Source organism: Paenibacillus sp. 01T442, assembly GCF_056398345.1.
This window is the reverse complement of the sequence record NZ_JBFTPF010000080.1, coordinates 1-21629: the sequence shown is the minus strand read 5'-3', so window position 1 is coordinate 21629 and position 21629 is coordinate 1. Positions and strand designations below refer to the sequence as shown.

Genomic DNA, 21629 nt, shown 5'->3' with positions numbered 1-21629 from the left:
TCCTGAGCCAGGATCAAACTCTCCATAATAGTGGACGATTGCTCGTCCTATTTGAAAAAGCTTAATTGCTCATTTGAAGCTAGCGAGATTTTGCAATCTCTTTTATAGTCGATTACTCGACTGTGCTTACTCACTTGTTGTTCAGTTTTCAAAGATCAATATCCCATGCGTTCACTGCCGTGTTACCGAAGCAGCGAGATGTAATATACCATGTTCATTTTTTATTTGCAAGCTTTTTTTGAAATTCTTTTTTTAATTCTTTTTCGTTACCAGCCTGTCTGTCTTGCGGCCGGAGTGATAATATAGCATGGATGCTAAACACATGGCAATGTTTTATTTTTCCAATTACAAAATGATTTATTGGCATCAGCCACCACCAGTTACAGCTCCGAATGTTTTGCAATCAAACAGATCTCTTCAACTTGGGAACCGCTCTGGTACGTCCACTGTAGTATTGGGTACCGAGCACGCCAGCTATGATAAATATTGAGCCAATAACATGAGAGCGGGTTACTTCCTCTCCTAGGAATAATGCGCCCGCGGCAATTGTAACCAATGTGGAAAGGTTCGTGAATACGCTCATTTGGGAAGCTTCAATTTTGGACAAGACATACGTTGACGCCAAAGCCGTTACCAGTGAAGACACCAAGCCTAAGAATAGAATAGACACGAGAAAGAGTGGGTGAGACAAAGGCGTTAGCAAACTCTCGAAAGATCCTAACTTCCTATGCGTAAATAACGAGGCGATCAGAAACACTACAAATCCAGTGCTCAGCATCAAGTAACTAATTTCAGATGGACTAAATTGCGTGGATAAGGAGCGTGCCATTACGCTGTATCCCGCAAATGAAACACTAGTAAGAATTAGCAAGGAAATGCCTGTTATATTAGAGATATCTAACTCAGCTCCCTTCATTAGAAAGATAAATACAACACCGAATACCGAGCAAAATATTGCGAGCTTCTGAGCCCGATTGGTGGATTCTTTCAAAAAGATCGATGCGCACAACATGGTGACGATAGGTGTAAATGCGTAGAGGATCCCCGCCTCAGCGGCCGTTGCGTGTTTTAAGCCATATGCTTGTAAGGTGAAGAAGCCCAATGGATACATAGATGAGAGTAAAAGTGCTTTGCCAATAGGCTTGCCGCGATAACGCAATTTTACGATTCCCAAAGCAACTGGCAGCGATAGTCCAAGAAACGATACGGCGAATCGGTACATCAGAGTATCAAGGGGGGGCGCGTAGTCCAGCGCTATTTTGGCAAATAGAAAAGAGATACCGATGATAATGGCATTAAGTACAGCTAGTATATAAGCAAGTTTTCGTTCTTTGTGAGATGTCATCTCCCCAACTCCTTACACTATATTAGAATACATGTAGTCTCACAACTGACTGAGACATTCTCTACTTCCAGCATAAATCCTCAAGCCATGCACAACAATCCTTTTACGCATCAACTGTACCGGTACAATTCTAAAGTGAAGATCGGAGATCCAACGCTCATGTACAAATATTTGCAGATTGTGAATGACATTGAACAGCAACTCGAACAAGGAGAAATCAAAGCAGGACAGAAGCTTCCTTCTATTAGAGATCTCGCCCTTCGGTATGCTTGCAACAAGAGCACTGTGATTCGTGCTTTTACCCTTCTGGAAAGTCGCCACCTCATTTATTCGATCCCACAAAGCGGCTATTACGCGGTTCAACAACGAGGAGAAAGTTTGCTGCAACCTGAGAATAAGATCTTTGACTTCTCCTCTGCCGCACCAGATCCCGAGCTGTTTCCTTACTTGGATTTTAAACATTGTGTGGATAAAGCCTTTGATATGTACAAAAATGAACTATTTATTTATGGGACATCGCAAGGCCTGCCCTCCTTATTACGTCTGCTATGTAAGCATTTGGCTAACTATCAGGTATTTACGAAGCCCGATCACATTCATATCACTTCTGGTGTGCAGCAGGCACTCGCTATCTTGGCGTTGATGCCTTTTCCAAACAAAAAGCGCGGCATTCTGATGGAGCAGCCTAGCTATCATTTGTTTATCCAATTAGTTGAAAGCTACCAGCTGCCCGTACACGGAATTCGTCGGTCACCTCATGGTGATATCGACTTGAATCACTTAGAACATCTCTTCCGTATGGAGGACATAAAGTTCTTCTATACGATGCCGCGTTTTCATAACCCGCTTGGATGCTCCTACTCTGAGCCTACGAAGAAAGCAATTGCCAAGCTGGCCAAACGATACGATGTGTATATTGTTGAAGATGATTATCTGGCCGATCTGGAACTAGATTCAAAATCAGATCCGATCTACGCTTATGATTCTTCTCACGTCATTTATTTAAAAAGCTACGCTAAAATCCTGTTCCCCGGGTTACGGGTTGGAGTTGCCGTTCTCCCATCAGCTCTGGATGACGTATTCGGTACATTTAAAAAGATATCCGACATTGACAGCCCCATGCTTTCACAAGCTGCCTTGGAAATTTATATTCAGAGTGGCATGTTTGAACGGCGTAAACATGCCATCCGGGATGCCTATTCGAGACGATTAGAACAGTTGCACGAATCTCTGCATGCCTATAAGGAGGATAGCTATACCGTGGCTTCCCCACGCCAATCCGGTGTACACACGCATATCACGCTCCCTCCTCACTTGCCGATTCCGCTTTTGTTGGAAAGAATGCGAAAGAAGCAGGTACTCATTCAAAACCTTACACCCCATTATTTACCGAGTTTTGAACCGCTGCCGCTGATGAATCTTAGCATCACACGCGTATCAGAAGATCGCATCGACAGGGGTGTACGCATTATTGCGGATGAGATCAAGCATATGGTGAAACAGGGCTGGCGCGTCTAAAAATAAAAGCTGAGCACCGGACACCGCGTCACTTCCTGTCGACACGGTTCCAAGGACTCAGCCCATATGTGATTATGGTGTTATCGTTAACTTAGGTCGATCCGTACTGGTGATGTTCTCACTTGATGCAAAAGAGACATTCCCATTTGAATTTACTGCTGACCTGTGGATTGGCTTCAATGTGATCGTTGCGTTAGAGCTGTACCGCTATAACTATTAAAATCAAATTAAAATAACCATCCCGTTTGTGGCTGATTAAGTCGTTCTTCGTATCAACGGTAACGGCCGTTGTTCCTGCTTGATTCTTCGTAGAGTAAGTGCCATCTCTCACATTCGCGTCATCCACGTCAATCCACGTATTCGGAGCCGTTAGGACAATACCAGCACCATTATAGGCGCCCCGATTCGGAGAAGTTCAAGATGAGACGGAGCTGCCCCAGTAATCTTTGCCTCCATTGCTGCTGATTAGAACCCCAGAGGACAAGGCAGGCGAACCTGTTCCCGGCTTATAACCATCCACCGTATTTAAAAAGATACCACCACTGCCTGCCCCTGCGAGGAGCGGATCTGTCGTTAATTCATGCGCATCACTTGGCTCACTGGCAGGGTGGTTACCATAGAAAAACTACTGGTTTATTTACTTAGTGGTTTTGCGTGGGATCACACTTTACTACCTATATTTTACGCCAAATCGTTGCCTATTTCTTGAGGTACAGCGTTTTATAGAAACAGTAAGATTCATCAAGTATAAGAGGAAGATTCATCATTCTCGTCAAACCAGTACGCGGATTATAATAGTTTTTGTAAGCAATATAGTGATGGAGGCGGAGTACAGTGAACCAGGAGAAACAGTATGATATTGTAATTTATGGAGGGACGGCTGCGGGCATTGTTGCGGCTATTCAAGCAAAAAGAATGGGCAAAAGTGCGGTCGTGATCGAGCCTAGTCAGCGGATTGGTGGCTTGACCACAGGAGGCCTGGGAGATACGGACTTCGGGATGAAGGAAGCTATCGGGGGCTTGTCCTTGGAGTTTTACAAACGAGTAGCTCGCAAATATTCGCAAGATGGGGCTTGTTGGCTTTTTGAACCCAAAGTAGCGCTCGAAGTTCTGCAAGATATGGTTGCGGAAAACAATATCGAAGTCGTTTACGGAAAAAGGCTCGATCTAAAGGACGGGGTGACAAAACAAGGATCAGAGATTATCTCCATTCGGATGGAATCCGGCATTGTATATAAAGCTAAGGTGTTTATTGATGCTTCGTATGAAGGAGATCTGATGGGCAAAGCAGGCGTATCGTATGTTGTCGGCCGGGAGTCCAATGCACAATACGGGGAGACGTTAAACGGCATTCATCCCGGGGATGAACTTAATGAACTACCCAGAGGGATCGATCCTTATGTGGTTAAAGGTGTGCCTTCAAGCGACTTGCTTTTGCGCGTCAATGCGCACCCCGGTGGCAACGTCGGCGATGGGGACACCAAGCTTCAAGCTTATAACTTTCGCATGTGTTTGACGAACAACCCAGACAACCGGCTGGAGATTGAAAAGCCTGAGGGATACAACGAAGCCGATTATGAAATTTTGTTTCGTGCTATCGAGCAAGGGCAAAACACAAAATTCTTTAAATTAAATATGGTTTCGCCGGATAAGACGGATTCCAATAACAACAGTGGCATTTCTACAGATTACAACGGTTATGAACCATAACTATGCGGAGACAGATTATCGTACACGGGAAGAAATATTCAATGCCCATCGAATCTATCAGCAAGGCTATGTCTGGACTATTCAGAATCATCCCCGTGTGCCAGAGGAAATTCGGGCCGTCTACAAACCTTGGGGCTTGCCGCTCGATGAATTCATCGAAAACGGCCATTGGACGCCCCAGCTGTACGTCAGAGAATCCCGTAGATTAATTGGCGATTATGTGGTGACAGAGCATGTCGTCAGACTAGAAGATGAGGTTCCGGATTCCATAGGAATGGGTTCCTTTGCAATGGACTCACACCATACCCAATACTATGTAAACGAAGACGGGCATGTAAGCACGGAGGGCGGTTTCTATGTAAAATTAAAAGCGCCTTATCCGATCAGCTATCGGGCGATTGTACCGAAACGAGCAGAATGCACGAATCTAATCGTACCGATATGTGTTTCTGCTACCCATGCAGCCTACGGTTCTATCCGAATGGAGCCTGTATTTATGATCCTGGGGCAATCGGCTGCTATCGCAGCTGCACTGACGCTGGATGCGGACGGCATCGTTCAAAATGTGAAGTATGAGCAACTTCATGCCCTACTTGATAAAGGAAATCAAGTCTTGTATACAGATGTCTAATACCAAGATCACTCATGATTGAACTGGAATCCGAATTTGCGCCGATATTCTCCTGGGGGATGGCCAAATCGTTCGCGGAACACCCGGCTGAAATGGGGGTAGTTCTGAAGCCAGTCTTCTCGGAAACTTGCTCCAATGAAAGATTGCTGTACAGCACCTGCTGCTGTGCAAGCTTTAACCTAACATCAATACAATAGGCGAACAGGGATTGGCMAAAAGCAGCTTTGAACAGATACGAGCAGCGAGAGACGCTTAATCCGACGGAGGCTGATATTTTTTCCAAACGAAGATGTTCCTGGGCATGATYTTCTATGAATAGCTTAATTTTATATGCGGTATCCGTGCTCTTCGTGCGCTGCTTAATCTGAATCACTTGCTCCAGTGTCAAACAAAGTGCCCTCAACAGATAGTCCATGATCTCTTCATGGTTCTGCATCACTTTTTTCTTTTCGCTAATAATATGCTTCCATAAGGTAATGACTGTATCGTCAAAGCCGATATTGGTTTTGGTTGGCAAGCCTTTGTTATTCCACCACGCGTCTAGCCATTCCCCGTTGCCAGCTAGGAAATAGTCTCCAACGGGTTGTACCGCACCCGATTCCGGTGCGCTTCGGGGCTGCACGTTTAGTTCGTTTGGCTGATCTGGCGGATAAATGAGCAGGTCGCCGGGGATGATGGTCTCATATTTCCCATCCACGAGCGCGCGACAGGTTCCTTCTACCTGCAGCCGAAACAGGTAGAAGGTCAGTCCATCTCCATACTTAACGGAATGAGGCTTCGTGTGCGTGAAATAATTCGCATAAATGACGCCGGATCCGTGTAAATCTGACTTCGTCATAGGTAAGGTTCCTCCTGGCAACAGCGATTCTTCTCCGATTGGTTATATAATTTGTCTATAAGACAGTACAAGGAGCTGTCCCTTGCAGCCGTTACATGGCTTGAGGGGCAGCTCCTTTGTGACCTTAGACTGACACTAGTTGGAAGATACAACTAAAGCATCATCAAACGATACATTCACTGAGGTGGTTCTGAATCCGATTTTCCCTGTTGTTAATTCCGTTACAGGATTGGTCCATTCTGTCTTCAATGCGCCATCTACATAACCTTTAATCGTATTGCCTTGGATGGAAGCCTTGATCGTATACCACTGGTTCGCCTGAGCTGTGAAAGAAGTACTGGATACTAAGGTCAACTGTCCATTCACAGCTTTATACAACTCCAGCTTTTGATTCGCTACATTGATTCGATACATATAATAATTATCTGCATTCTGCACCCTGAAGACGATACCTGCATTGGCATTGGTAATAGGCATTTTCACTTTGCCCTCATACGTATAATCTGTCCATGAATCACCAGCAGTAATAAGCGCAGTGGTCGAAGCACTCTGGAGCAGGGTTTTCGTATCTGCACTCACCACACTCCATGAACCTGAAGATGACGTCCATCCTGTCATATTTCCATCTTCAAAATCATCGTTCAAGGGGACAATAGGGTAAACCATCGCATCGTCAAAATGGACACCCATCGAGGTGGTGCGGAATCCGATCCCCCCTGTGGTCAATTCCGTTACAGGATTGGTCCATGCCATTTTTAACTCTCCATCCACATAACAAGAGATCTTGTTCCCCTCAATAACCGCCTTAACCGTATACGACTTCTTCTCTATGGCTGCAAACGGGGTACTTGTTACAAGCGTCATTAGTCCATTAATGGATTTGTACAATTCCAACTTCTGATTGGATGAATTGATGCGATACATATAATAGTTATTGGCGTCCTGGACCCTGAAGACAACGCCTGCATTGGCATTGGTAATACCCATTTCCAGTCTGGCCTCATACGCATAATCCGACCATGAACTTCCTGCATTGGCAGTAATAAGAGATGTTGATGTCTGACTGCCGCTAGACAGTACTTTATTTGTGCCGTCTGTCGGTACGGTCCAACTGCCTGTAACGGATGTCCAACCTGCCATATCTCCGTCTTCGAAATTGTCGCTGAACAACGGCTTTGTATTGGCGAAGATAATGCCACTTACATTTTCATTTATTACACTAACCTTCAAGTCGGTCAGGTTTGTTGCAAGCTTACCTTTCACATATACATCAGAGAACATGACACCGTTAACCATTCCGCCTTTGGTGACATTCCCGGAAAGTCTGGATTGCTCAGATCCTACCTCACGAAGATTAATGTTCTTTAATACGACATTGCTTACATTGCCGGAAGTGCTAGTACTAACTGTAAGCCAATGATTCCCGAATTGATTGATACCTACTCGTTCGATGTCAATATTTTCAAACGTAATATTTTGAGCGTAACCTTCCTCCGGAAGCGTATTAAGTGTGTAACCATGATCAATCAGCAATGCCCTTGCGCTTTGATACACATACGAATTTCGGACGGTCACTCCGATCTGCGCCTGGGCTACCCCCTGCCCAATTTTGAAAGCTGCGCATCTTGTCCATGCAAGGGCATCATCAAAGACTACATTTTCCAAATGTTCAAGTGCTCCAGGCCATCCGCTAGACATTCCCGTCTGCAACCAGGTTTTCGTAGAATACGTGTCATCATCCGATATGGCAATCGCATGTTTAACAAGCACATTCTGACTCTCATTGATATCGATAACATCATTCTCGATTTTGTATAAATCTTGGAATCCCTTGAGATTTTTGATGGTAACATTGTCGGAACGAACAACCATGAACGACCAGAAACCCGCATCCCGTAAGATTAAACCATCAAAATTAAAATTTGTAGTTGCCAGCGGGACTAACAAGTTATTAATAAGTCCTTCATTTTTATTCGGTGCTGGCATTTTCCGCTCTCGCATCGCTATGCCTTTTCCATCAATGGTTCCCCGTCCTCGTATGGTAATATTGCTGGAGTCTACGGCAGTACGAATAAAATACGTGCCATCCGCATTTCGTGAATCTTTCCGAAAATCAATCGCGTAGTCTTCACCCCTGCCTGTGCCGACAATGACAGCGCCTCCGGCTAGGTAAAAGGTTACATTGCTTTTTAACGTTAGGTTGCCGCTTTTATAGACACCGGCCGGAACAAATACAGTGCCGCCGCCAGCTTGATAGGCGGCATCGATAGCCTGCTGAATCGCATTCGATGCCATCGATGTCCCTGTATTATCCGCGTTGTATGGCGATTGGGTCACATTATAAATCCCTGCGCCTGTGGACGGGGGAATATTCGTCTCCAAGGGATCTGCTGCAATGACAATCTTCTTCGTCTGGTCATTGATATTTACGATCACATATGTTGAAGAAGAAAGTGAAAACGTTAACTTGTTCCCATTGACCGTTCCCTCGATGTTTTTGGCCATTGGACTAATGGAATAAGATGTAATCGGCACATTAGCAGTAACTTCGATACTGACCGTGCCGGAAAAAGAAAATTCAGCATAGTCATAGTCATCCTTATAGCTGATTACAGGAACCGATTGGTTATCCGCTTTCAATGAATATACACTGGATGAGGTATAGATGGATGGCATCGGGTAATTCTGAATCGTGGCCGGAGCTGCTTCAGATGTCCGAGGTAAAAATCCAATGATTATTATGGCAAGCACTACCAACAAACTGACAGATTTTCTTGTAATTGCAAACATTATAATACCTCCTTAAAATTATTCACTGCCCACCGATAAAAAGGGAGCGAAGCTCCGTTCGTCATACAAGCTCCTTGCATTCCGAAATTTGAAAGCGTTAACATTTTCACGAAAACAAACAGATTTATTTTGGGGCATCCCCCCCTTTCTCTTTGCATGAAAACACAGATAAGAGGAGAACCTACGCCAGTCGTTGCAAGCAAGTTCTCCTCTTATTGTCATTTCATGATGATTACTTATTTTTTCACAGTTGCATACCAGTCATTTACTTCTTTGAAGCTTGCATCTCCGCCTGATGTTTTGAATTTAGCAATAAAAGCATCCAATCCTGCAAATTGCTCAGCCCCAAAGATCAACTTCGTTGTGTAGTCGTTTGACAACGTGTTAAGTTGTTGGAAATTTTTGGAGAATTCTGCCATGTATGGCGCATATCCTAATTTGTCGATCACTCTTGTTTTTTCTGGCGCCAAACCGTTCATAAGGTTCCAGCCATCGAATAAACGCATATCTTTACGTACGCGTGCTTGCCAGTAAGTTGGATAATTTTTATCATCGGATCCCATTAAGAAGTTGTTCGCTTGATTACGCTCATCGGTAAAGATCGGTTGAATCGGTGTATAGGCCCCGTCTTTGAACGTGTAGTGTTTGTTTTCTTCCCCGATAGCCATCGTTTTGAATGTTTCTTTCTCCAGCTTCGCGTTTATCCATTTAATGGCATCTTCAGGATGCTTGGAAGCCTTCGGGATGAATGTAATACGGTCAAAGCCTTTGGAAGCGGACAACCCTGCTTTACCATCTTTACCTGTCAAAGCTGGAATAAATGTTGCTTTCGCAGTTGGAATGTTTTTCGTTAAAGCATCAGCGATCGTAGGTACATCCGACCAGTTCATCATCAGTATGCCGGCTTTACCACTAGTAAATTTCTCTTTGGTTGTTGCGGCTTTATTCGCAGCAAACTCTTTATCGATAAGACCTTGTTTAAATAAATCGGATACAAAAGTGGCATAATCTTTGAATGCTGGGTCAAGCACACGAGGCGTTAATTTTCCATTGACATCATTCCAGAAATTCGGCATTCCGAAAGCGCCTACAATATTAGCAATGAAGGAAGAATCTCCACCAACAGTTAATGGAATATTCGTATCGCCATTTCCTCCTGGATCTTTCTCTTTAAACGCTTTCAATACAGTAACTAGCTCGTCAAGTGTTGTAGGCATCTTCAGACCGACCTTATCCAACCAATCTTGACGAATGTACAAGCTGGTAGATACGGTATTCAAGCTCTTTGTTGGGATACCATACAGTTTGCCATCGACTTTCGCTGCTTCTAATGCTTCTGGGTCAATGGCTGCTTTAATGTTAGGTCCATATTTATCGATCAAAGGTCCTAGGTCAACAAGTGCACCTTTTTTGGCATAGTCAGCATAAAGCGCCTTGAAGTCAGTGGATCCAGCTGTCGTAACCACATCATACGATTCCCCGGAAGCGATCAAGATATTCAGCTTATCTTGCGGTTTATCTTGAGGGAGCATGTCGTATTGAACCTTATACCCTGTTGCCTTTTCCAAAAATGTTGCAACCGGGTACGTGTTGTAGTCCTCCTTCTGCCAAATCTGTAAAGATTTGAGTCCTGGCTTCGGCGCTTCAGGTGTTGGTGCTGCTGTTGCAGCAGCAGTTGCAGGGGCATTGGTGCTACTAGTTTTCGTGTCACCTGAGGAACAAGCCACGAGCGATGAAGCGGACAAACCAGCTGTAAGCGTAACGAGCATCAGCTTTTTGTATCTTTTTAACATACATAAACCTCCCTAGTTCATTTTGTTATCATATCATTAGGCCCTCGATGAAAACATCTAAGGCGTTAACGCAACACTAGCCTTTCACAGAACCAATCAGAACGCCTTTGACGAAATGTTTTTGAAGAAACGGATACACAAGGAGCATCGGGATAATGGAAGCAATAACCGTTGCTGAGCGAATACCTTCTGGTGAAATATTCATCATGTCATCCACACTTTTATTCAATGCCGTTGAGCTGTCTGCATCCATAACAATATCCCGTAGATATAATTGAAGTGGTTTCAAACTTCCTTTTGAGATATACAGCATAGGATGAAAGTAATCATTCCAGAAGTACACCGCATAGAATAGCGCTATTGTGGCAACAACCGGCGTACTAAGCGGAAGAATGATACGGAAGAGAATCGTGAAATTGCGAGCACCATCCATTTTGGCTGACTCCTCTAACGCTTCTGGTAAAGATTCATAATAGCTCTTAATTACCAATAGATTAAACACACTAATCAGTGCAGGCAGCATTAAGGACCACAAACTATTGATGAGGTGGAGTTCTTTCATAAGTAAGTAATTCGGAATGATTCCACCGTTAAACAGCATTGTAAATATGAACATAATTAAAACAAATGGAATTCCTGGCAGATGCTTCTTAGATAATGGATACGCTGTCAAAGCCGTTAACATAATAGCAAGTACAGTCCCCACAACCATGACAATCAGGGAGACCGAGATCGAATGTAAAAACTGACTTGAAGATACAACATATTTCATCGTATCTAGCTGAAAACCTACAGGCAGAATACCGACCTTACCTGACAGAACAGCAGTTTCCTCACTTAATGCTTTGGATAGCACGTTGAGCATTGGCAATAGCGTAAGTACGCCAGACAATAACAGCGCAGCATATACGCAGATATCTAGGGTCAAATCTCCGATTGTTTTCTTTTTCATAGCTGCACCTCCTACCAAATGCTTCGCTTGACCACTTTTTTGCTGAGCTCATTTCCCAACACGATCAAGAGGAATCCAATTACGGAATTGAACAAACCTACTGCTGTACTAAAGCTATAATCTTGCTGTCCAAGACCTACCCGATAAACGTAAGTCCCTATGACATCACCTGATTGATAAACAACCGAATTATACATGGTTAGAATTTGTTCCGTACCCGCTTCTAGCAAGTATCCCAGTCGCAAAACCAGAATCAAAATGATCGTTGGCACGATACCTGGTAGGGTAATGTGTGCCATCTGACGAATTCGCCCAGCACCATCAATGGAAGCTGCTTCATATTGTTCTTGTTCGATGCCTGCAATGGCTGCGATGAAAATAATCGTGTTCCAACCGGATTCCTTCCACCCTGCGGTAAATACCAGCACACTTCGGAAATAATGGTTATCTAGAAAGAAAGCAATGGGTGTTCCACCGAAATATTGAATCACATTATTAATTAAACCACCGCTCGGAGAAAGGATCGTTAGAAATAACCCTGAAATGATGACCCATGATAAGAAATGAGGTAGAAATATAATCGTTTGAATCGTACGTTTGAACCAGCTCTTCCGCACTTCATTTAATAAGAGCGCGATGAAAATCGGAACTGGGAAGAGCAGCACGAGCTTGTACAAGCTGATTAAGAGCGTATTGATAAACACTTGTATAAATTCATCCGAATGGATTAGCTTCGTGAATTGTGCTAAACCAACCCATTTGCTGCCCGTAAAGCCATCGAAAATGTTGAAATCCATAAACGCGATGATAATACCGTACATAGGCGTGTATTTGAATAAAAGCAGAAAAAGCAATCCAGGAATGAGCAGAACGTAGAGATCTATGTTCGTGCGGAAAAGCTTCCATCTATTTTTGCTGACCTTCGTCGTTTCCACACGTTGTTTTACTTCTGTTGTTGCAACACTCATTTCGCGTTCACCTCCAAGTTGTTATATCTGTATTATAAAGAGCCTATGAACCTATCTGTAGATGGTGATCTTTGTGTTTCTGGTACTATCTTATGGTGTTTTTACAAATAACGACATGAAAGAGACTCGCGATATACTCGCGAGCCTCTTTCGGTAATGCGCTTATTTCTTAACGCTTATATACCAAGCATTCACTTCTTGGTAACTCACTTCGCCACCAGCATCTTTGAATTTCTGCCGAAATGCCTCCAAATCATGAATAGCCTCAGCACCGAAAACAAGCTTCGTGGTGTATTCAGCTACAAGCGTATTCAGCATTAGGAATTTCTTCGAAAATTCAGGCAAAAATGGCGCGAATCCAAGGGGATCGGGAATTCGGGTACTAGCCGGTTCTGTCACATTAATGAATTTCCATGCTTCAAATACTCGTATGTCTTTACGAACACGAGCTTGCCAGTACACAGGATAGATCTTATCATCTGTCCCCGTAAGGAAGTTGTTCGCCTGTCCTCGATTCTCATTAAACTGAGGTAGAATAGGTGTGTACGCGTTATCCTTCACCGTATATTCCTTATTCTCTTCACCAATGGTCATGGTTCTGAATATCGTTGGATCCAGCTTGCTGTTCATCCATTTCATCATATCTTCTGGATGCTTGGAAGCTTTGGGGATAAAAGTCAAACGATCAAATCCTCTACTTTCGCTAAGTCCTAGCATGCCATCCTTTCCTACAACGGCAGGAATATATGCCGTTTTGGCAGTAGGTACATTTTTCACCAAAACATCGATCATTGCTGGTATGTCCGCCCAATGTACAACAATCATCCCCGCTCTACCACTTGTGAATTTCTCTTTGGCTGTCACATCTTTATTCGCGGCAAACTCCTTATCTAACAACCCCCGATTAAAGAGATCCGACATGAAAGCGACATAATCTTTATAATGAGGGTCCAATATACGCGGCGTCAGGTTACTATTCACCAGGTTCCAGAAATTCGGCATGCCAAAGGCGCCTACGATATTGGGAGCGAACACGGCTTCGCTTTTCATCGTAAATGGTATGTTTATATCACCATTACCACCTGGATCCTTATCTTTAAATGCTTGTAAGACAGCAACCAATTCATCAAGGGTCCTTGGTGCCTTCAAACCAACCTTGTCGAGCCAATCTTGACGTATAAATAAGCTCTCGCCAGAGGAGGAAAGTGACTTCGTTGGAATGGCATACAGCTTGCCATCAATTTTGGCAGCTTCCAATGCTTCTGGATCCACGCCAGCCTTAATGTTCTGCCMATATGTATCAAGAAGAGGTCCCAAATCAAGAAGGGCCCCTTTCCTGGCATAATCGGCGTATAGTGATTTGAAATCTGTTGTTCCAGTCGTCGTGATTGCATCGAAGGGTTCTCCAGAAGCTATCAGAATATTGAGCTTATCTTGAGGCTTATCTTGCGGAAGCATCTCATATTTCACCTTATACCCCGTAGCACTCTCTAAATACTTGGCCACAGGATTCGAATTATAATCTTCCTTTTGCCATAATTGAAGTGCCCTTAGCTCCGGCTTATTGGGATTTGCCTGTACAGACGGAGTATCTTTAAGATTTGAGCTGGTCCCTGACTTACAGGCTGCAAGGCTTGTTGAAGCGAGACAGACGACAATCGCAATCAGGCATTTAATTCTAATCGAGTTACGCATGATGATCCTCCCTGGAATTCCGATGCTGTCTGCATATGCTACAGCTGAACCTTGCGGTGATTGTCGTCCCTTCCCCAGGTTGTGACTGTATACTTAATCCGTGGGATTCTCCGGAAAACAAACGAATTCGCTCGTTCACATTGAATAAGCCATACGAGCTGCCTGAGCCGTCAGTTCGCACAACAGGCCTTGGTTCAGTAAGCAGCGTTTGGGCAAAATCAGGCTCCATCCCTATGCCATCATCGGTAACGGATAATAGCAATTCATTTCCCTCAATCCAAGCACTAATCGTAATTTTGCCCGACTTTCCTTTTGATTTACGTATGCCATGAAGCAAAGCATTTTCTACGATAGGCTGCAAGGTAAGCTTCGGAATGAAACAAGATTCTAAAGAAGCTCTGACTTCATTCACCTCCTCCATTCCATCTTGGCCTCCTAACTCAAACACAAACTCAAAGCTTTTGGGAAAACGTGTCTGCTGAATTTCAAGATACACCTTCGCTAGCTCTAGTTCATCTGTCACGGTTACCACGTCTTTGCCTTTGTTCAAACTTAGTCGGAAATATCGGGCAAGTCCATCAATCATCTGACTAATATCATGCGCTTTATGCCCAATTGCAATCCAATTAATGGTATCCAGCGTGTTATACAGGAAGTGCGGATTAATTTGAGCTTGCAGCGCACGGAGCTGCGCTTCACGCTCTAAGACTTTTGATTGATAGGTTTCCTCCATCAAATCCCTAACCCGATGGATAAGATGATCCACACTTTTCTCGAGTAGATAAAAGTCGCCATCTGATGCCGTAGTCCTTTCATCCAGCCCAGCCATGCCCTCACGCTTAATAACTTTAATAACCGTCTGCACACGGCGATTCATCCCGCGAACGATGAACGCAACCAGAATGAAAACAAGAATGAGAAATAACACCGTCACACCGGTTAGTGTCGCCACGCTCGAGAATTGATTCAGCGTTGCAGCCCGAGAGCTGATTCCGTTCTTGGGAACCTCTGCAACGATCTTCCAACCGGTCGCTTTGACAGTTGTATATACAACATATTGTTGATTATCGTCCTCGATAATTGGAGAAACACCCTCCACATTGCCTTCGATTGCTTTAAGGACTGCTTCTGATTTGAACTTATTGCCTAGCAAGGATTTATCACTGTGAAAGATGATCGTACCATCCTGCGCCACCATGAAGACATGTTGATCTTTATTAAGCGAAATGCTGGAGAACATGTTTTCAAGCGACTTCGCATCCACATCTATGGATAAGAAACCTGACAAATTCGTATAATCTTCTGGATTTTTTAATAATCGGATGCCTGAATATATATACATTTGTTGCTTATCTGGATCTATAAAATTCTCTAAATAAACCCCCGTCCAAACAAGCTGTCCACCCGCGTCCACAACATTTTGATACCAAGGACGCTTTTGAAGCGTTTCGATCGGGAAGAAATTTACTTTTTCATGGGAGAACAGTTTTTTCTCATCGACATACAAACGCACACGGAACACATTTGAATTCGTTTGCCCGTTATCAATTAAATAGCGTAATTCTTTCAAAGCGTCAATTTGTTCGCTATATGTCGTCGAATTGTTTAGGTATTGCTGCAGTTTGGGATTTAAAAACAACGAATTTGAGGTATCCCGTAAGGAATCCAATTGATGATCCAAATTAATTTCAGCCTGTTTGAGAGTTTGAAGCATCGATCGCGTCACTTCTTCTTCCAGAATACGCGAATAACGCTGGGAATACGCATAGATGAAAATGGAAGCCGGAATGAGAATTAGCACCACGTAGGCAATGAGCCAGAATCTAGCTGCGAGAACGTTTCTGAGAATCATCGCGGTAAATGTCCTGCTTCTATTTTTGAGAATCATGATGGCCCCTACTCTCTTTACATGACTTGATCTCGATATGTGCTTGGTGTGTAACCGGTATATTTTTTAAAGATTTTGCTAAAATAACTAGGATCCGAATACCCCACTGCATAACACACTTCATAAAACTTATTCGCTGGATCCTTCAATAGCGCTTTCGCCTGCTCCACGCGTACCTTGGTCATATATTCGTTAATGGTTTCCCCCGTTTCTTGTTTAAAAAGCAAACACAAATACGTCGTGGACAGGAATACTTCCGTCGCTATATCACCTACTTGCAAATTCTCCGCATACCGTTTATCGATAATCGCTCGCGTTCGTTCTATCACATTTTTAGATTTGCCATTTCTTTTCTCACCAATGCGCTCACATACTTCCAACAAAAACACTTCAACAAGACGATGCAAAGCACCTAACGTTTCTTGCTGAAACACTTTGGCCATGAGCTCGTTCTCTTTGCTTTCGAGATCTTGCTTCTGTACGTGCAGCTCCAACAATATTCGGCTGGCTAGAAGCAGCAGTTGAAGACTGATGTTACGTCCATAAGCAATACCATCTGTCCGATTACGTGACAGCGCATTGTATATCTCGTTTAGCTCCTCTTGCACTTTCAACGTATCTGCAGACTTCAAGGAGGAGACGATACGCTCTTGCTGTGAGGCATCAAACCGATATACACTCTCCTCGGCTTGTTCCAAATTATCCATAGAAATGATCTGATTTTTGCCTAAAAACCATCGTTGATCGGCCGCTTCCTTCGCTTGTGAATAGGATTGCGGCAGGCTGGCAAGTCTGGAAATTCGTTCTCCTACCCCGATTGTAACACTGATTTTCAAATAATTATGAAGGCTTTCGCGGACTTCCTCCGCCAAGGTGAACAGCAAGCTTTCCTGATCAACTTCCTGAGTCATGCGAAGAATCCCTACGAATTCGCCGATCTGATTTTCAAAAACATAACCGCCAATCTCTCTCTCAATGAGCTCTTGCACAATATTCAGAACCGAATAGGACAGCAACTGTTGGTCTCTTTCAGACCTGGTTTGCGCAACCTCTGTAGCATCATCGATACGAATGGCAATGACCCAATAGGCTCCCTCCATCGGCAAGTTCAAATGAAGGAAATCAATACGATCCTGCACACGTGATGGGTACATAACACCTTCCCGAATCAGTGACATGAGGAATTTCTCCTGCAACAGGGGCATGCTCTGTATGAGCTTGACTTGCATATCTTCAATGAGCTTGCGCTCTTGATGCTCCGCATTGAGAGAGCTTACTAATCGTTCGATAACAATCTCCAGCTCGCCTAAATTGACTGGTTTAAACATATAATCAACCGCTTTAACCTTCAGCGCAGATTTCAAATACTCAGCATCATCGTGACCGCTGACGAACACAATTTTGATATGAGGAAACCGTTCACTTAATTGGTTGGACATCTGAATCCCATCCATATTGGGCATTCGTACATCTGTTAAGATGAGATCCGGCTTCTCACGCTCAATCACCTCAAGCGCTACATCACCATCATCTGCTTCGCCTACAACCTCAATTCCGAATGCCTTCCAGTCAAAATAATTACTTAACCCGAAACGAACTGTCGGTTCATCGTCCACAATGACAAGTTTATACATCTGGTGTCGGCCTCCTTAGTAGCAGTTCTCTCTATTATAACTTGGACAAAGTCATGAGACATAGGAGGATCTTATGATTTCTGGTGCGATCTTAAGGTGCGGATAGGAGGGCTGTTGTATGACCAATATAGAATTCTCCTTGAATGCGAATATGTTCAAAAGGCAGTGTCGGATTGGCAATCCGCCACAGCATCCGGTCCGCTGCGCGATATCCGGTTTGTGAGATTGGAAGAAGCGGACGTGTAAATTCCGGCAATGTTTCGGGTTGCTCATTGAGGAAGCCGACTAAAGAGATATCATCTGGGATTCGGAGCTGAAGTGCCTTGCAGGTGTCATAGACCACAGGCACTTCATGATCGATGCCGCAAATGATGGCCGTTGGCTGTAGTTGTTGAATTTGGTGGAGGAGTTCATTATGCCACTCTAAGTTGGTGTCGCGGGGGCCGATGCAATGCTCGAAGGGCGCGATCGTGATGCCAGAAGCTTGCATCGCATAGCCAAACGCCTGCCAACGCAGAATCGATCCTCGCTGCATTTGGATGTCACCCACATACATAATGCGCTCGTGCCCTTGACTTCGCAGATAAGCAACAGCCTGGCAAGTCGCTTCATAGACATCCCAGATCACGCTGTCAATTTTGACACCGGATGGTGGAAAGCTTAGCAGAATTCGGGGCATGGAAAGGTTAAAAAGCTCCGTCTCCCACTCCTGGGGCAGAATGCTCGGTGCAATAAATATACCGTCCGCATATAGGACTCCTGCTTCCTCTAGCCAAACTGCCATTTTGTCTTGTTTTAAGCGCTGCGGCAGCATAAGCAGCTCAATGCGATGCCCGAAGGAAAAGAATCGTTCTTGCAGCCCTTGCAGCAGCAGGCGATTATACGACACAGATTCCGCAGTCTGAACAAGCAGAAAACGCAGGCGCTCATTCGGGTAAGGCGCGATATGATCCAGTCTCAAACTGCGGATCTGGTCCATTGTGTAATAGCCGAGTTTCTCGGCGGTTTGGACAATAAGTTGGCGGGTCGCTTCCGACATGCCATGCTTGCCCTTCAGTGCTTTATTCACGGTTTGTACCGTTAAGCCAAGCTCGATGGCAATTGTTTTCATGGTGACTGCTTTGCGGGTTGGCATGGGGTTGTTGCACCTCCAGGACGTTGTTAATAGGTTACTCTATAAAGGACATGACTGACATTACGAATTAATGTCACTATATCATGCTTACTTTTTAGATGAAACAAAAATTAAACTAGTTCCTTCGTTACAGCGATCTATAATGAAAACAAAGACGGTCAACATAAACAACTGTGAAAGCATTGCGAAGCAAAGGTTGGCCAATGTCCACCCATTAGGAGGGAAATTCGAATGACGAACTCATCTACAAACAACTTAACCGTAACCATACCTGCTCAAAAGCTAACTGTCAGTCACACCCCGGATGTCGTCGTTGTTGGCGGCGGTGCTACAGGTATTGCCGCAGCAATTGCGGCTGCACGTAATGGTGCCAGCACGCTCCTAATAGAGCAACGGGGTTATCTAGGCGGCATGGGAACTGCTGCACTTGTACCTGCATTTTGCCCCTATACCGATGGAGAGAAGCCTGTTATTCGAGGTATCGGCCTCGATTTGCTAGAAAAAATGAAACACGCAGCTGGAGAGGATTTCCTAAACCGGTATGAACAATTGCTGGACTGGGTTCCAATCGATGTCGAAACGCTCAAACGCGTCTATGATGCCGAAGTACTTGCTAGCGGCGCACAAGTGCTATTTCATACCGTTGCTGATCAAGTGCTGCTTGACGGGGATCGCATCAGCGGTCTTGTCATTAGCAATAAATCCGGCCGTTCCGTCGTACAAGCGAAGCTGTACATTGATGCATCTGGAGATGCGGATCTTGCGGCATTGGCAGGGGTCCCTTTTCAAGTTGGCGGTGAAAATGGCGAGCTTCAGCCTGGTACGATGTGCTATGTCGTGAYGGGTGCAGATAAGGAGCGCTTCAGTCAATTTCTCGCCGAAACGGGTCAGCATCCGCAACTTGAAGAACTCGTGACCTTAGCCCAGCAAAATGGTGAACTGCCAGAAGGGCGCAAACGCGTTTCAGGGATGGCATGGATTTCGAACTCCGTAGTTGGCTTTAATTTTGGCCATGTATTCAACATCGACGGAACAAAAGCAGAGGATTTAACTCGTGCCGCGATCGAAGGCCGTCAGTTGATTGATACACAAATCCGATTCTTGAAAAAGTATGTGCCTGGCTTTGAGAACATTTTCCTTGTCCATTCTGGCGATCAAATCGGTATTCGTGAAACTCGCCGCATTCAAGGTGACTACACCMTTGTCGTGGATGATTTCCTCTCGATGCGTACTTTCGAGGACGATATTGCCCGTAATTCCTACTTTATTGATATCCATTTGGCGAATGCCGGATCTACAATGACGATTAAGCATCTGCCAAAAGGAAAATCCCACGGCGTGCCTTATCGCTGTATGCTTCCGCAAGGCAAATCGAATCTCATCGTCGCAGGTCGTTCTGTTTCATCTGATCGTCCCGTGCAAGGTTCACTTCGCGTAATGCCAAATTGCTTCGCTATGGGTGAAGCGGCAGGCGTTGCTGCTTCGATGGCGAGCGTTATGGATATCGGCTTCCGCGAGGTGTCCATCCCTGAATTGCAGCGTAAATTGATCGAGCAAGGTGCCTACCTGGGAGATAATCCAGGTCTGGCGTATACAGATCATGAGGTCGCTGTCGGTTCTATTCATTATGAAAAAGAGAATTAATTGAAAGGGGACTCACTACCTTGCTTAACAAATGGTCGGGAAAAACCTGGGGTACCCTCGGAGATAGCATTACCGAAGCTGGCGGGTATCAGCCGCTTGTTCAGGAAGTACTGGGCTTCGCGAGTGTGATCAACTATGGCAAAAGCGGCTGTCCCATGACAGCCGGCGGTGATCGCGACTATGGTGCGACAACTCATGTTGGTCGGTTAATCGACACTACCTTGGATTGCGTCACCATCTTCGCTGGTGTGAATGACTATCGACTAGATAAGCCGATCGGGGAGTTAGGAAGTAAGGACGTGTTTACGTTTCACGGCGCGTATGCCGCTTTGATTGAGGACATTTTGACGAAAAATCCGAAATGCCGGTTGAATGTATGGACACCGCTGCAGCGGGATAAAGATCAATATGACATTTTCTATGTCAACGCTGCCGGTCATCGCCTCATTGATTATGTGGACGCTATCAAGCAGATTGGTTTGCTGTATGGGTTGCCTGTTCTTAATCTGTATGCGGAAAGCGGATTAAACAAGCTGACGCTCCCTCACTTCACTTCGGATGGCCTGCATCCGAATGAGGCTGGCCATCGGCGGATTGCTGATATGGTTGTACCGTTTTTGTTGGGTTTGTGATGTGCATAGGAACAGCTGCTCCAGAGGGTTTAGCGACCTGGGGTGGCTGTTTTTTTGTTACTTGGGAGAGTCATGGTTGGCGGKGGGCGAGGTGGCGTTACTAGGGGGAAATCTGGTGGGCGTGGTGGTGTTGATGATTATTTAGAGTTCTGATGGGCCGTGGCGGATGGTGAGTGACTAGCTATATTGAAAAAGTTTGCGAAATAACTGGATTTGTTACAGCTAATTCAGCGACTTCAGCCTATTTATTGAGAATAGATGGAAAATGTCGATCTATTCTCAGCATTTTCTCAGAAGCCCTCTAATTGGATTGGAGTCATCAATATGCAATAAGGTACAATATCGGTGAGGGGGAATGAAATGTATGAAAAGCAATATCCTTTATGATGAGCAACGCATCAAAGTAGCCCAAGAGGCTCTTAGCGGAACTAAGTTATCTGAACTAAGTTATCTTTC

Annotated in this window: 17 protein-coding genes; 5 read left to right on the top strand and 12 right to left on the bottom strand. The window is 44.6% G+C overall.

Annotation, left to right across the window (positions count from 1 at the left end; genetic code table 11):
• Window positions 1-214 precede the first annotated feature (214 nt).
• Both AC1DLM_RS30210 and AC1DLM_RS30205 read right to left on the bottom strand, forming a co-directional pair.
• The gene (locus tag AC1DLM_RS30210) at window positions 215-367 is read right to left on the bottom strand and encodes a hypothetical protein (protein WP_477572034.1); all 153 of its coding nucleotides are present in this window, start codon (window positions 365-367) and stop codon (window positions 215-217) included.
• Between the two features lie 36 nt (window positions 368-403).
• Window positions 404-1345 (bottom strand): DMT family transporter, encoded by a 942-nt coding sequence (locus AC1DLM_RS30205; protein ID WP_477572033.1) that lies wholly within the window; start codon window positions 1343-1345, stop codon window positions 404-406.
• 159 nt (window positions 1346-1504) lie between these two features.
• On the opposite strand from AC1DLM_RS30205, the gene AC1DLM_RS30200 reads away from it, so the two are divergent.
• Window positions 1505-2863, top strand: a complete 1359-nt coding sequence (locus tag AC1DLM_RS30200; protein WP_477572032.1) for an aminotransferase-like domain-containing protein — start codon at window positions 1505-1507, stop codon at window positions 2861-2863.
• A 193-nt stretch (window positions 2864-3056) separates the two neighbouring features.
• Here AC1DLM_RS30200 and AC1DLM_RS30195 read toward each other — a convergent pair whose 3' ends face one another.
• Window positions 3057-3209 (bottom strand): hypothetical protein, encoded by a 153-nt coding sequence (locus tag AC1DLM_RS30195; RefSeq protein ID WP_477572031.1) that lies wholly within the window; start codon window positions 3207-3209, stop codon window positions 3057-3059.
• Between the two features lie 488 nt (window positions 3210-3697).
• On the opposite strand from AC1DLM_RS30195, the gene AC1DLM_RS30190 reads away from it, so the two are divergent.
• Together AC1DLM_RS30190 and AC1DLM_RS30185 are read left to right on the top strand one after the other, a co-directional pair.
• Window positions 3698-4573 (top strand): FAD-dependent oxidoreductase, encoded by an 876-nt coding sequence (locus AC1DLM_RS30190; protein ID WP_477572030.1) that lies wholly within the window; start codon window positions 3698-3700, stop codon window positions 4571-4573.
• Entirely contained in the window at window positions 4536-5204 is a 669-nt protein-coding gene (locus AC1DLM_RS30185) for an FAD-dependent oxidoreductase (protein ID WP_477572029.1), read from the top strand. Before AC1DLM_RS30190 ends, AC1DLM_RS30185 begins: the two co-directional genes overlap by 38 nt.
• On the opposite strand, the gene AC1DLM_RS30180 is transcribed toward AC1DLM_RS30185, so the two are convergent.
• From AC1DLM_RS30180 to AC1DLM_RS30140, 9 genes are all read right to left on the bottom strand, one after another.
• The gene (locus AC1DLM_RS30180) at window positions 5092-6042 is read right to left on the bottom strand and encodes a helix-turn-helix domain-containing protein (protein ID WP_477572028.1); all 951 of its coding nucleotides are present in this window, start codon (window positions 6040-6042) and stop codon (window positions 5092-5094) included. The genes AC1DLM_RS30185 and AC1DLM_RS30180 overlap by 113 nt on opposite strands.
• Window positions 6043-6177: 135 nt before the next feature.
• Window positions 6178-8832 carry a 3-keto-alpha-glucoside-1,2-lyase-like domain-containing protein gene (locus AC1DLM_RS30175; RefSeq protein ID WP_477572027.1) on the bottom strand — a complete coding sequence of 885 codons (2655 nt, stop codon included), beginning with the start codon at window positions 8830-8832 and terminating at the stop codon, window positions 6178-6180.
• Window positions 8833-9068: 236 nt separating this feature from the next.
• On the bottom strand, window positions 9069-10625 hold the full coding sequence (locus AC1DLM_RS30170) for an extracellular solute-binding protein (RefSeq protein WP_441991077.1): 1557 nt from the start codon (window positions 10623-10625) through the stop codon (window positions 9069-9071).
• A 76-nt stretch (window positions 10626-10701) separates the two neighbouring features.
• Window positions 10702-11577 (bottom strand): carbohydrate ABC transporter permease, encoded by an 876-nt coding sequence (locus AC1DLM_RS30165; protein ID WP_441991076.1) that lies wholly within the window; start codon window positions 11575-11577, stop codon window positions 10702-10704.
• Between the two features lie 11 nt (window positions 11578-11588).
• A complete protein-coding gene (locus AC1DLM_RS30160; RefSeq protein ID WP_441991075.1) occupies window positions 11589-12545 on the bottom strand; it encodes an ABC transporter permease in 957 nt (318 codons plus the stop codon).
• A gap of 162 nt (window positions 12546-12707) precedes the next feature.
• Complete coding sequence (locus tag AC1DLM_RS30155) at window positions 12708-14240, bottom strand: extracellular solute-binding protein (protein WP_477572026.1); 1533 nt, start codon at window positions 14238-14240, stop codon at window positions 12708-12710.
• Window positions 14233-16128, bottom strand: a complete 1896-nt coding sequence (locus tag AC1DLM_RS30150) for a sensor histidine kinase (RefSeq protein WP_477572025.1) — start codon at window positions 16126-16128, stop codon at window positions 14233-14235. Before AC1DLM_RS30150 ends, AC1DLM_RS30155 begins: the two co-directional genes overlap by 8 nt.
• Before the next feature lie 17 nt (window positions 16129-16145).
• Entirely contained in the window at window positions 16146-17762 is a 1617-nt protein-coding gene (locus AC1DLM_RS30145) for a response regulator (RefSeq protein ID WP_441991072.1), read from the bottom strand.
• Window positions 17763-17853: 91 nt separating this feature from the next.
• The gene (locus tag AC1DLM_RS30140; RefSeq protein WP_441991071.1) at window positions 17854-18897 is read right to left on the bottom strand and encodes a LacI family DNA-binding transcriptional regulator; all 1044 of its coding nucleotides are present in this window, start codon (window positions 18895-18897) and stop codon (window positions 17854-17856) included.
• A 231-nt stretch (window positions 18898-19128) separates the two neighbouring features.
• On the opposite strand from AC1DLM_RS30140, the gene AC1DLM_RS30135 reads away from it, so the two are divergent.
• The gene (locus tag AC1DLM_RS30135; protein ID WP_477572024.1) at window positions 19129-20541 is read left to right on the top strand and encodes an FAD-dependent oxidoreductase; all 1413 of its coding nucleotides are present in this window, start codon (window positions 19129-19131) and stop codon (window positions 20539-20541) included.
• A 20-nt stretch (window positions 20542-20561) separates the two neighbouring features.
• Entirely contained in the window at window positions 20562-21173 is a 612-nt protein-coding gene (locus tag AC1DLM_RS30130) for an SGNH/GDSL hydrolase family protein (protein WP_441991069.1), read from the top strand.
• Window positions 21174-21629 lie beyond the last annotated feature (456 nt).